The following is a 12,793-nucleotide window of genomic DNA, read 5'->3' as shown; positions in this document are numbered from 1 at the left end:
GCGCTCCTTCCGTTGTGCCCGACCTCCATTCAACACAGCTCTGGCCCTTTCGACACGTGATCCGCGCGCGGCGGACGCGCTACGGTCATGCCCATGAGCCGTCCCGAGGTCCACCCGGTGGACGCCCGCCCGCCACTGCCGAAGCTGACCTTGCTCGGCCTCCAGCACATGACGATCATGTACGCGGGCTCCGTGGCCGTCCCGCTCGTCGTGGGCAGCGCGCTGAAACTGGACGCGGCGACGATCGCGTTGCTGGTCAACGCGGATCTGCTGGTCGCGGGTATCGCGACGCTGATACAGGCGATCGGGATCGGGCGGATCTTCGGCATCCGGCTTCCGGTGGTGGCGGGCGCGACGTTCACCGTGGTCAACCCGATGATCATGATCGCGTCCCAGTACGGCATGCAGGCCGTCTACGGCGCGATGATCGCGTCGGGTGTGTTCGGCCTGCTCATCGCCAAACCTTTCGCGAAGATGATCCGGTTCTTCCCGCCGCTGGTTTCCGGCACCCTGCTCATGGTCATCGGCATCTCGCTCATCGGCCCGGGCGTCGGCCTGATCGCCGGCCACGACACCGGATCGCCGGAGTACGCGAAGCCCGCCAATATCGCGCTGGCGTTCGGCGTGATCGCGGTGATCGTCCTGTTCACCCGGGTCCTGCGCGGATTCGCGAGCCAGATCGGCCCGTTGCTGGCGCTGCTGATCGGCCTGGTCGCGGCGATCCCGATGGGACTGGTGAGCTTCAAGGGCATCGCCGACGCCGACTGGTTCGGCCTCGCGTCGCCGTTCCATTTCGGCCCGCCGACCTTCCCGATCGCGGCCGTGCTCTCGATGTGCGTCGTGATGCTGGTGACCTACACCGAATCCACCGCGGACCTGGTCGCCGTCGGGGAGATCACCGGACGGCCGGCGACGGACTCCGACCTCGCGCGCGGTCTCGCCACCGATGGTCTCTCGGCCATCCTCGGCGGCGCGATGAACTCGTTCCCGGACACGGCTTTCGCGCAGAACGTCGGCCTCGTGCAGATGACCGGGGTGCGCAGCCGGTGGGTGGTCGCGATGGCGGGCGGCCTGCTCGTGCTGATGGGCCTGGTGCCGAAGGTCGGCGCCTTCGTCGCCGCCGTGCCGGAGCCGGTGATCGGCGCGGTCGCGGTGGTCATGTTCGCGATGGTCGCCGCGGTCGGCGTGCAGAACCTGAAGAAGGTGGAGTTCTCCGGCAACCACAACACCTTCATCGTCGCGGTGTCGGTCGGCGTGGGCCTGCTGCCCGCTTTCGCCACGAACCAGTTCGGGAATTCGATCTTCTTCCAGCACTTCCCGGCGTGGTTGCAGACCATCTGCGGCAGCCCGATCACGGTCGCCGCGATCGTCGCGTTCACCCTCAATCTGCTGTTCAACCACCTCGGCAAACGCCGAGACCCTGACCTATTGCAAGCGCCCTAACAGAAGAGCCACTTCGGCCACAGATTGCACTCTTCGGTCGGCGTCGTCGAGGGCGGCGGCGGAGTCGGGTTGGGCGGCTGCGGCACGACCGTGGACCCGGTGGTCCGCGGCGGATCCGCGGGCTCGTTCGACGAAGTCGGCGTGGCCGGGTCCGGCGAGTCGGACGTCTGCGCGGCCGAACTCGACGTACGGCGGCTGGACGTCGTCTTGCTGGGCCGCGTCGACGTCCCGCCGTCGCCGGTTTCGACCGTTTCGGTGGACGGAACGGCCGAAGTCGCGTCGGCTCCTCTGTTTTCCGAAGGCCGCTTCGGCATCTCGATGACGCTGATCGGGTTCGGCGCCGCATTCTGTTCCGGATCCGCGTCGAACCCGACGAGAACGGCGGCCGCACCGCAGGCGACGACCACGGCGATCACCACCGCGATAACTCTCCAGCGTGACTTTGCCCGTGACTCCTCGTGGTCGTCCCAGCCCTCACGAATAAGCAGGTCGGCGACCGAAACATCGTCGTCATCCACCAGCTGAAACCTTTCGCACCGGGAACGAGCGAGGAGTAGTTTTACCGCAACTCACCGCCGAACGGGTGAAGTTAACCAAAAATTATTCACCCGATGGAACACGCCAGCGTAGGCCAGTCACACAGCGTGTATTCATCTGCTCCCGCGCATATCGGCGGTGGCCCACCTTCGGCTCGCGTATACAGCGCCCTCCGCGGGTGGTGTAATCGACGGTGCCAGCACCGGAAGAGGGGGTTCGGACGGATCATGGAGGCTGACGCCCTCGCCGTGCCCGGGGCCGGGAATTCCGGTCGTTCGGCAGGCGCGCCGCTCGGAAACGAGCCGCTCGGCGATCTCGGCCTCGCGGGCGACCACGCCGCCATCTGGTCGTACGACTTCGAGGCCGAGACCCTGTCCTGGCTGCCCGGACTGGAGAACCTCCTCGGCGGAGGCGCGCTCACCGAAGCCGAGATCGAGTCCAGGCTCGCCGATCTGGTGGCCCCGCTGACCGCCGGCACCCGCACCTCCCCGCCTTGGCGCGAATTCGAGCTCGAGCAGTCGTTCCGGAACCCGGCAGGCGAGATCCGCTGGGTCCGGCTGCGCGCCCGCACCATCGGCGACGACAACGGCTCGTCGGGGCTGCTCGGCATCGCCACCGACGTGACCGACGTCCGCGAGAACCGGCAGACCCTCGAAGATCTCACTGACCGTTACCGGCTTTTGGTCGAACTCAGCCCCGACGCGGTCTGTGTCCACGAAGCCGGCGTTGTCACCTACGTCAACCGAGCGGCCCTCACCGCGCTCGGTGCGTCCTCGACCGCCGAGCTGATCGGGCGGCCGATCATGGACTTCGTGGCCGACGAATCGCTTCCGGCCTTGCTGGACCGGATCGCGTCACTGCACCGCCAAGGCGCGTCGACCGTTCCCGCCGACACCGTCATGCTCCGTCTCGACGGCACGAAGTACCTGGTCCAGAGCATTTCCGTGCGCACGACCTGGGAAGGCAGGCCCGCGTTCCAGGTCATCATGCGCGACATCAGCGCGCAGAAGGCCGCCGAAGCGACGCTGCGCTACCAGGCCGCGCTGATCAGCCACGTCAGCGACGCGATCATCGCGACCAACGGCAGCGGCGTGGTGACCAGCTGGAACCCCGCCGCCGAGAACGTCTACGGCTGGACGGCGGGCGAGGCGATCGGCGGCACGGTGAGCGAGCTCGTCGGCGCCGCGCTCGACCCGGAAACGGTGCTGCGCCGGGGCGGCGTCATGCAGACGACCCACCGCCACCGCAACGGTTCGACATTGGCCATCCGCATCTCCGCCGCCGAGATGAACGACGGTTTCGTCCTGGTCTGCGCCGACGAAACGGCCCGCCGACGGGCGGAACAGCACTACAGCACGGTGGTCGCGTCGCTCGACGAAGGCGTGGTCGTGATCGGCCCTGGCGGGCTCATCGAATCGGCCAACCCCGCGGCGTGCCGGATCATCGGCGTCGGCCACGACGACCTCATCGGTGTCCCGTGCGTGACGCTGGAGCTGTACGACGAACAGGGCCGTATCCCGCCCGCCCGGATGCCATCGGTGGTGACCCGGCGCACCGGGGCCACGCTGACCGGTCTCGTGCTGCGGCTGCGCAGGCCCGCCGGTGACGACGTCTGGATCTCGCTGACGTCGCGGCTGCTGACCCCGGAAGACCCGTCGGCCCAGGCCGTGGTCGCCTCGTTCACCGACATCACCGAACGCCGCGCCATCGGCGAGCGGCTCGCCCACGAGGCGACGCACGACCCGCTCACCGAACTCGCGAACCGCACGCTGGTACTGGACAGTCTCGCCGAGGCGCTGTCCGGCGCCGGCCGCGCCGAGCTGACCACGCTGCTGTTCATCGACCTCGACAAGTTCAAGGTGATCAACGATTCCCTCGGACATTCCGTCGGCGACAAGGTGCTCCGTATCGCGGGCGAACGGCTGCGCCGGGGCATCGGCGAGAACGATCTCGTCGGCAGGCTCGGCGGCGACGAATTCGTCGTCGTCACCGCGGAGATCACCGAACCGGACGAGATCAAGGCGCTGGCGGAACATCTGCGCGAGGCGCTGACCGAGCCGATCACCGTCAACGGCAGGCAGCTGCACATCGACGCCAGTATCGGCATCGTCACCGCGGCCAACGACGACACCCGGACCGCCGAAGACCTGCTGCGCGACGCGGATGTCGCGATGTACCAAGCGAAAACGCTCGGCCGGGCACGTTACGAGTTCTTCGACGTCGAGCTGCGCGAGCGGATGCAGCGGCGGCTGCGCATGGAGCAGGACCTGCGCGACGCCCTGCAGAACGAGGAACTCTGGACGGCGTATCAGCCGGTGGTGGACATCGAATCCGGCGAGATGGTCGCCGTGGAAGCGTTGCTGCGCTGGAAACATCCCGCGCACGGCACGATCTCGCCCGCCGAGTTCATCCCGCTGGCCGAGGAAAGCGACCTCATCAACCTGATCGGCAAGTACGTCCTGCGCACGACCACCCGCGAGATCGCCAGGCGGCGCGAGCAGCTCGGCATCGACCTGAACCTCAAGGTCAACCTGTCGGCCCGGCAGCTGGACGATCCGCATCTGGTGGCCGGGGTGCAGGACGCGCTGAAGACCACCGGCCTGCCGCCGCACGCGCTGACCCTCGAGGTCACCGAGAGCGCGCTGATGCGGGACCAGGCGGCGGCCGCCGAAGTCCTGACGTCGTTGCGCGATCTCGGTGTCTCGCTGGCGATCGACGATTTCGGCACCGGCTACTCGTCGCTCGCCCAGCTGCAACGGCTCCCGTTGGATACGCTCAAGATCGATCGCACCTTCGTCATCGGCATCGCGGAATCGCGGGACGCGGCCGCGATCGTCAAGAGCATCATCGCGATGGCGCACGCCGTCGACCTGATCGTCGTCGCCGAAGGTGTCGAAGACGAAGAGCAGCTCGCGGTCCTGCGTGAGCTGCACTGTGACCAGGCGCAGGGCTTCCATCTCGGTCGCCCCGCGCCGCCGGACGAACTTTTCGGAGCAGCTGGATGAGTGTCGAGATCAAAGCCGGAGAAGACCGCTACGACATCGTCGTGGACGGGAAAACCGCCGGGTTCCTGGAAACCCGCACGCGCACCGACGCGATCCTGTTCCTGCACACCGAAATCTCGGACGACTTCGCGGGCCAGGGCCTGGCGGGCAAGCTCGTGACCGCCGCGCTCGACGACGTCCGGGCGCAGGGCAGGTCCGTCCTGCCCTACTGCCCGTACGTGCGTTCCTTCATCGCGAAGCACCGCGAGTACGAGGACCTCGTCCCCGAGGACAAGCGCGCCGAATTCGAGCTCTGACCCCTCAGCCCGGGTAGATCTTCAGCAGTTTCGCGAGCTCGTCCTCGGTGAGGACGACGTCCAGTTCGCGCAGTGTCGCGTCGAGCCGCTCCGGCGGGATCTTGGTGGTCTCCTTGGTCCCGTCCGGACGTTCGACGATGAGCTCCTCGCCGACCAGTTTGCGGCTGAGCCCTTCCTCCAGCCGCATGACCACCAGCTGCCCGGTGAACGGCGACCGCGGATGTGTCGACGTGTAGTGGTGGTAGACCTCGTAGTCGATCCGGTGCATCGGCGTGAGCGTGAAGGCGTGCAGGTCGGTCCAGTCTTCGCCTTCCTTCTTCTGCAGGCGCCACCAGTCTCCGTCGGCGACGAGCCGGTGCGGCCAGCCGGCCTGATCCACGACCGCGCCGTCGACCAGCGGCATCGGCACCAGCATCCCGGCGCCGAAGCCCACGTCGACCAGGTGCTGCACGCCGTCCGCCTCGACCGCGAGCGTCATATGCGTGTACGGGCCGTTCTTCTGCGGCTGCACGCGCGCGACCAGGCGGCGCACGGAATAGCCGAGTTGCTCGGCGGCCGCGGCGAAAAGGCTTCCGTGCTCGTAGCAATAGCCGCCACGACTACGGCCGACGAGTTTGCCGACCACGTCTTCGAGCGCGATCCCCTTGTGCTGCCCCAAAACGACGTCGACGTTCTCGAACGGAATGGCGAGAATGTGCGCCTTCGCCAGTTCACGCAACGCTGCGGCCGAGGGCGTCGCGCGACTCTGACCGATCCGGCCGAGGTACGCGTCGAGGTCGAGGGTGCCGACGGTCCATTCGTCGACCTGCTCAGCTGTGATTGTCATGCCTCGAGATTGACACCTCCACCTAACTCGAAGTCAAGATCGGCCAACTGGTAACTGGCAACGGCCACCGACTTTCGTCACTTCCACGAACGAGTGACGATTGGCCACCCTTCCGGAGTGAACCGGTGAAACACACCGGTGTGGAAGGAGAAAGCAGATGAGGACTCGTTCCCTCGTCGCCGGTCTGCTGACCGGAGCGGCCGCCGTACTCGGGTTGGCGATGCCGGCTTCCGCCGCCGAACCGCCCTCGGGCGTTCAGCCGCTGATCGTGGGTGGTGTGGACGCGACCGAGACATACACCTTCATGGCGTCCATGCAGACCAAGAGCGGTGACCACAACTGCGGCGCGTCGCTGATCGCGCCGGAGTGGCTGGTGACCGCCGCGCACTGCGTCGAGGGCGAGCAGCCGTCGAACTGGCAGTACCGCATCAACACCACCGACCACACCAAGGGCGGCGAGGTCGCCGAGGTCGACAAGTTCGTGGTCCACGAGAAGTACGACGGCTCCGGCCCGTACGACATCGCCCTGGTGCACCTGACCAAGGCCGCCGAGGCGGCGCCAATCGAGATCGGCCAGTCGCCGCAGGCGGGTACCGACGTGCGCGAGATCGGCTGGGGCCTGACCTGCCCCACGCGCGGTTGTGGTGAGGCACCGGTGGTCCTCCAGCAGCTCGACACCAAGATCGCCGAAGACTCCGACTGTTCCGGCTCCGGGGCCTACGACGCGGAGAGCGAGCTGTGCATGGACAACCAGGGTGGTAAGGCCAGCGCCTGCTACGGCGACTCGGGCGGCCCCGCCGTCGTGAAGGCCGGCGACAAGTGGACGCTGGTCGGCGCGACCAGCCGCGGCCAGACCGCCAGCTGCCCGGAGATGCCGGGCATCTACACCGACGTGACCGCGTTCACCGACTGGATCAAGCAGCAGACCGGCAAGTAGGACACCCAGGACACCGCACCGCGCGGTGGCGCCCGATGCTCCTGCGACATCGGACGCCACCGCGCATTGCCTTGTAATCGGCCCCAGGCATGAAAAAACCGCCTCGATGTGCATCGAGGCGGTTCGTTGAGCGGTGGCCAGGGCCGGGGTCGAACCGGCGACCTTCCGCTTTTCAGGCACAGACGTTACCGCTGGTCAGGAGGGCTGCGGATCGGCTGCGTGCGTCACACGTGCAACATCGTGCTTTTCTGGACCTTCGACAACCGGCCGTGCCTTGGATTCATCCTCAAGCTCCGTCTTGAACCCTCCCCACCGGTCCTGTACTCGAAGCTTCAACCGCTGAGCCGACCATCCGGGATGCCGGACCCACCCGCAGAGCGGATACACCCACCCGCGATGCTCGCCATCTAAGTCGCTCTTCATCCGCTTCAAGACGACAGCGGCCATGTCGGACAGATCCGTCTCTAGCGCCTTCACGTCCGCGTCAGAGATGGCCTGATCAGATGTCAGCGACCCCGCCTTAACAGCAAGCTTCGCAGCGGCCCAATCCACAGATCGCGAGGCCACGATGCTGAGGGGGAAGTACTTGCGCACGACGGCCTGCCCAGATGCACCAAACTTGTCTCGGCGCGCGTGCTCGACGTTGTCGACCAACTTGACGACAGACTGGTAAAACTCGGCGTAGGTCTCCGTCCTAGCCAGCTTCCGCTGCTCTCGACGGCCGAGGGCGTCCCGGCGGGACGTCAACCACTGGCCCGCCAAGACGCCCAGGAAGCCGACAGCAGGAACCAGCAGAGCTACCCACAACGGCACGTCCGACTTCATGCCTTCCAAGTCGGCACGACTATTGAACCTGTTTGCAAAGTCGCCAAAACGACACCGGGAATTGATCTTCAAGAGACTGTTCGCCCTCAGTGCTTCACGATGATCGTCTTGGGCAGCTTGGCGGCGTTCCCGTGCGCGGCGAGCTTGCTCAACTGGTCGGCTACCTCCCTATCCCGCCCTTCGACCGCGTGGAGATACCGGAGGGACGCAGCCGCCGACGCGTGCCCGAGCCGCTTCTTAAGGTCAGCCAGCGTCGCGCCCGCACTCGCTGCGAGCGTCTGCCCCGTGTGCCGCAGGTCGTGATAGCTCACATCCACGCCGACCTTCACCCGCGCCCGGACGAACGCCTGATAGACCGCGTTCCCCCGCATCGGCTGTCCGTCCTTGCCGATGAAGAACCGATCACGCCCCGCCCACTCCTTCATGTGGTCCCGCAGGTACGGCATGACGTGCGGAGGGACCGACACCGGCCGACGCCCAGCGTCCGTCTTGGGGTCCTTGTCATACTTCTTCGGACTCTCCAGAAGCTCCACCCGGTTCTTCCGGACCCACACGACGCCGTCCACCAGGTCGACGTCAGCCGTTCGCAGGCCGCAGACCTCACCGCGACGAAGGCCGCACCAGGCCGCCAGCAGCACGGCCGCCCGGTAGCGAGGAGTGATCGCCTCGACGAGGTCGACGATCTGCCCAGGGGTGGCGATGCCCCGTTCCTTCGCCTTGTCCGTGCCCGCGCCGGGGATCTGGCAGGGGTTGATCATGATCGCCCCGTCCCTCTTGGCCGAGTTCATCACGGCACGGAGGAAGCGGTACGACTGCCCGATCGACGTCTTCCCGCCCGCTCCGAGCAGGGCCTTCGCGTACCAGCTCCGCACCACCGGCGGGGTGATCGCGATCAGCGGGAGGTCCAGCAGCTCAGTCATGTGAAGGCGCATGTTCCGCCGACACGTCTCCTCCCACCTGTCCCCGATGTTCGGACTGTCGCGCAGGTAGGCACCCGCGTAGTTGCCGAACGTTTCTCGTCCTAGCTTGTCGTCCAGCCAAGCGCCCTTGTTGATATCGGCCTCTACGCCGACCAGCCATCGATCAGCGTCTGTCCTGGTCCGGAACGTGTCCGGCGCGTACTGGCGCACTCCGTTCGGACCGAGGAACGACGCCTGAAACCGGCCGGAGGGCAGCTTCCGAACCGACCCGAACCGCCTCCGCTTCTTCGCCATCACGCCACCGCCCGACCAGCGGACCAGCTCACCCGTACCGGCTCGACGCGTCCCGCCATCACGAACGCGTCCAGATCAGCGACCGCCAGCCGAACGTGAACGCCGACCTTGTGGAAAGCGATCCGCCGTTCCGCGATCAGCCGCCGCACGAACCGGACACCCGTGTTCAGGTACTCAGCCGCTTCATCGACTGTCAGATAGTTCTTCTCCACGTCTCCCCCTTCCTAGGCCGCTTGCCGAGTTGCCGAAGTTTCCGGACCTTCACCGGGTGGCCCCTGTGCCGCGAGTAGCGCCCGGTCGTACTCGGCCTTCCAGGTGATCCGTTCGGAGATGGCGCGCATCACCAGGTGGTCCCGTGGTGGGCAGTGGGTGTCTCCGGGTTCGACCTTGCGCCAGACGAACCGGTCCGGTTCGGGTTGTTCCTTGGTGATGCCGACAGCGGCCAGTGCGTCCAGGACGAAGCCCTTCCGGTCTGCCTTGTGATCGGCCACGGTCTTGCCCGACCACTTCCGCGACACCAACACCCGCCGCCCCGGTAGCCCGAGCGTCGTTCGACGATGAGCGCGTCCCTTGCAGTGACCGGGGACGGTCTTTCCGTTGGCTCCCTTGGGGTTGATGCCGTACAGCAGCCACACCGCGCACCGAGGCGAGCACGGGGTCACCGACAGTTCCGCGTGAAGACGGTCGTGGTGATCCTGCTGGGCCGGGGTGTCAGCGTCGACCACCTCGCCGGTGGACTTGGTCAGGTACTTGGTGAGGTACCCGATGTGACGCCCGGATTCCTCGGTACCGCCCAAGATCCCCTTGGAGTGCACCTGACGGCCGAACGTGACCACATGCGCCGGTTCCTCCACCGTATCCACGGCCTCGTCCCACGACGGCAGTGGCTCCCGCGTGTCCGGGTCCACGAACGTCCGGGAATGCATGTCCCACAAAGGTTCCCGGTCCGTGTAGACGATCTCGTCATGGTTGGGCCACCACACCTGGTGATAGGTGGCCTCCGTGACCATCCGGATGACCTCATGGGAGATGGAGCCACGGAGAGCGGTGTGCAGGTGCGGAGCCGCCCGCCGTTGGGGTTCCACGGTCGCGAAGTACTGCACGTCCCAGCCGACCACGCGCCGCAGGTTCTGCCACCACCTGTCCACCAGCGCCGAGAAGTGCACCGCGTCCCGAGCAGCCCGCCGGTAGTCATACGTCGACGGGTTCACCGGCGAACCATCGGACCGGACCGGGCCGTAGGTGTCGCAGGTGAGAGTGACGAACATCGACGGCCGGAACCGTCCCGCGTACTCACGGCCCACGGTGGTCTTGGTGACCTTGCGGCGTGGCAGGTTCGGCGCGTCCTGCCGCCGCTTGGTCGACCGCTTCACCGGACGCTTCTCCGGGACATCGAGAGCGGGCAGGCGACCCGTCATCCCGGACGCCCGCAGCTCCTCGTCCACCGACGCGACCTCTGCCCGCAGCTCCTCCATCTCGACCTCATCACCGACCGCCAGCGCCTCCCGATAGGCCGCCGCCAGATCAGCCCGGAACGCCACCAGCTCCGTTTGCGTCTTCGACGGCGTCTCGCGGGCGATGACGGGTTCCTCGGTCATGTGCCAGCCCTCACGGCACTGCGCCTGACGAAGCGCCTTTGCCTTGCGAGCACACGGAAGGCACACCGATTCAACCGTCGACCCGCACGGCACCGGGACGTAGCGGATCTCGCCGGTCTCGGTGTCTCCGACCTCCATCGTGAACGGCCGGACACACACGCCGTGCTTCTCCGCGGTGGCCTTCACGACCTCCGCCGACAAGGCACCGCGGATTCGTCCATTCGTGGCCGGCGGGGAGGCCGGACCTGCTCCGACCTGCGAATCTGTCGTGGTCATGCCGTCCCCCTCTCACCGCGCCGGTCTGACAGGTGGGTCACCGAGGCACCGCCGTTGGTGACGTAGTGCTCCAGGTGCTTGATGGTCTGGTCCGGAACCCAACCGGCCCGCACGCGCAGTGGTTCGCGGATGCCTTCGCCCCAGACGTAGCCGACACCGGCCGCCGACTCCGGAATCCGGTTCGCCCACGCCCCGCGCTCGTACGCGCCGTCCCCGAGGACCATCGGGACCTGACTCTTCGCGGTCACCCGCAGGCAGATACGACGGGTGAACAGCTCCCGCACCGGAACCGTTTCCTTGGTCGGCTCCTGGACATAGCCCCGGACCGCGAACCCGAGCGCCCGCCCCTGAGTGGTCAGGATCGCGACCCGTTCCACGATCGCGTCACGGGTCTTGCGGTCGGTGTAGCGGGTCAGAGCGCCGATCTCGTCGAACTCCAGCAGCTCCACCGGATACTCCGTCGAGACCGGGACCTGACGAGTGTTTCCGGCGAAGACGCGCTTCCGGTTCTCCAGCTCCTCGATCAGCGCGTCGAGGACCTCCAAGGCTTCCTTGCCGGACACGCCGTAGCGGGCGAAGATCCCGCGCCCGTAGGCGAGTTCGACCGCCTTCGGGTCGATCCCGGACACGCGGACGAGACCGGCGCGGATCGGTGCCGCAGCCGACACCAGCGGAGCCCACAGGACTGAGCCCTTCCCCGACCCCGACGCACCAGCCACAAGCGTGTGCGCCTCACCACCGACCAGCGGCAGCGTCCACGGGGTCCCGTACTCGGTCGAACCCGCATAGACCGCCCGCAGATCCACGCCCGAGCCGTCCACGGAGACCATTTCCGGGACCGGCAGGCACGTCACCGCCGTGTCAAGCAGATCGCGGCGCATGAAGTCGATGGACACCACATCCGGCTCAAGCTCCCGCACCTGGCACCGCTGGACCTTGCGCGCTACCGCCAGCTCTCGCGCGACCTCATCGAAGTCTTCCGGCTTCTGCCCAGGGACCAACCGGACCCGGACCTCATCCCAGGACGGGCCGGAGCGGACCGATAGCAGTTTCGGCACCGCCACCCCGGACGCCTGACGCGCCTTCGCGACCGCCTCACGCTTGCGCCGACGAGATACCAGGTTCACCGTCACATCAACGGGAATCGCGTCATCGCGGACCGTCAGCCCGCAGGCGTGCAGCCAACCGGCGAGCTTGCGACCGTAGAGCGCCCAGCGCAGCCACCACGCCCGCAGCCACCGCCCGCACCACAGGTCGTAGCCCACCTCGTCCAGCCGCCACCACGCCAGCAGCACGACCGCCAGCACGCCGACCGTGACGACGAGGGACACCCAGCCCAGCACTGTGCACCAGGCCCACAACCCCAGCAGCGCCAGGCAGGTACGCCAGTGTCCGACGAGTTGCCGAACAATCCAGCCGACCGCCCGCAGCAGGCCCCACAGCGCCACACCGAGCACCGCCAGCGCGGCCAGCGCCTCGAACGCACTCGCCAGGACACGGCCGACCTTGGCCAGCACCCACAACACCACCGCCAGGCCGCCGCCGACCGCGAGGGTGGTCATGATCTCCTGCGTGTTCATCACCGACCACCCCGCAGACCAGCAGCGGGAACCACGATCGGCAGCGGCAGCATCCCCAGGCACGGGGAGCACTTCTCCTCACCCGGCAGCAGCCGAGTGAACCGTTTGCATTCCGTACAGCGCGTTCGGGTGACCCCCGTTGACTCGCACTGTGTGCCGTCATTTATCTTCGTCATTGTTCACTGCTCCAGTGGACAGGCGCAGAACCGGAACAGGTTGGTAGCCAAGGGCCGGTTCTGCGTTTTAAGGGACACTT

The 12,793-nt window shown here is 67.1% G+C and carries 11 protein-coding genes; 4 read left to right on the top strand and 7 right to left on the bottom strand.

From position 1 onward, the window contains the following. Positions 1–93 precede the first annotated feature (93 nt). The gene (locus DMC64_RS02980) at positions 94–1,443 is read left to right on the top strand and encodes a nucleobase:cation symporter-2 family protein (RefSeq protein ID WP_125731911.1); all 1,350 of its coding nucleotides are present in this window, start codon (positions 94–96) and stop codon (positions 1,441–1,443) included. Here the strand turns inward: DMC64_RS02980 and DMC64_RS02975 are convergent. Continuing rightward, positions 1,440–1,961, bottom strand: a complete 522-nt coding sequence (locus tag DMC64_RS02975; RefSeq protein ID WP_037333117.1) for a hypothetical protein — start codon at positions 1,959–1,961, stop codon at positions 1,440–1,442. The genes DMC64_RS02980 and DMC64_RS02975 overlap by 4 nt on opposite strands. 246 nt (positions 1,962–2,207) lie before the next feature. On the opposite strand from DMC64_RS02975, the gene DMC64_RS02970 reads away from it, so the two are divergent. After that, positions 2,208–4,985: an EAL domain-containing protein gene (locus DMC64_RS02970; protein ID WP_125731909.1), complete on the top strand. Its 2,778-nt coding sequence runs from the start codon at positions 2,208–2,210 to the stop codon at positions 4,983–4,985. After that, positions 4,982–5,281 carry a GNAT family N-acetyltransferase gene (locus tag DMC64_RS02965; protein WP_037333121.1) on the top strand — a complete coding sequence of 100 codons (300 nt, stop codon included), beginning with the start codon at positions 4,982–4,984 and terminating at the stop codon, positions 5,279–5,281. The genes DMC64_RS02970 and DMC64_RS02965 overlap by 4 nt, the downstream gene beginning before the upstream one ends. Before the next feature lie 4 nt (positions 5,282–5,285). Here the strand turns inward: DMC64_RS02965 and DMC64_RS02960 are convergent, their stop codons facing one another. After that, complete coding sequence (locus DMC64_RS02960; RefSeq protein ID WP_125731907.1) at positions 5,286–6,107, bottom strand: arylamine N-acetyltransferase; 822 nt, start codon at positions 6,105–6,107, stop codon at positions 5,286–5,288. Between the two features lie 157 nt (positions 6,108–6,264). On the opposite strand from DMC64_RS02960, the gene DMC64_RS02955 reads away from it, so the two are divergent. Next, positions 6,265–7,044, top strand: coding sequence for a trypsin-like serine protease (locus DMC64_RS02955; protein ID WP_125731905.1), 780 nt, complete (start codon positions 6,265–6,267; stop codon positions 7,042–7,044). Positions 7,045–7,239: 195 nt separating this feature from the next. On the opposite strand, the gene DMC64_RS02950 is transcribed toward DMC64_RS02955, so the two are convergent. The 5 genes from DMC64_RS02950 to DMC64_RS02930 form a co-directional block, all read right to left on the bottom strand. Next, complete coding sequence (locus DMC64_RS02950; protein ID WP_125731903.1) at positions 7,240–7,941, bottom strand: hypothetical protein; 702 nt, start codon at positions 7,939–7,941, stop codon at positions 7,240–7,242. A gap of 14 nt (positions 7,942–7,955) precedes the next feature. After that, positions 7,956–8,789, bottom strand: a complete 834-nt coding sequence (locus DMC64_RS02945; RefSeq protein ID WP_199754863.1) for a site-specific integrase — start codon at positions 8,787–8,789, stop codon at positions 7,956–7,958. Positions 8,790–9,082: 293 nt separating this feature from the next. Then, positions 9,083–9,295, bottom strand: coding sequence for a helix-turn-helix domain-containing protein (locus DMC64_RS02940; protein ID WP_037333131.1), 213 nt, complete (start codon positions 9,293–9,295; stop codon positions 9,083–9,085). Positions 9,296–9,307: 12 nt separating this feature from the next. Continuing rightward, positions 9,308–10,957, bottom strand: a complete 1,650-nt coding sequence (locus DMC64_RS02935; protein WP_125731899.1) for a replication initiator — start codon at positions 10,955–10,957, stop codon at positions 9,308–9,310. Then, a complete protein-coding gene (locus DMC64_RS02930; RefSeq protein ID WP_125731897.1) occupies positions 10,954–12,537 on the bottom strand; it encodes an FtsK/SpoIIIE domain-containing protein in 1,584 nt (527 codons plus the stop codon). The genes DMC64_RS02935 and DMC64_RS02930 overlap by 4 nt, the downstream gene beginning before the upstream one ends. Positions 12,538–12,793 lie beyond the last annotated feature (256 nt).

Source organism: Amycolatopsis sp. WAC 04197, assembly GCF_003947475.1.
Lineage (GTDB): Bacteria > Actinomycetota > Actinomycetes > Mycobacteriales > Pseudonocardiaceae > Amycolatopsis > Amycolatopsis japonica.
Note: the sequence above shows the minus strand (reverse complement) of the source record. Positions and strands in the feature narration are given on the sequence as shown.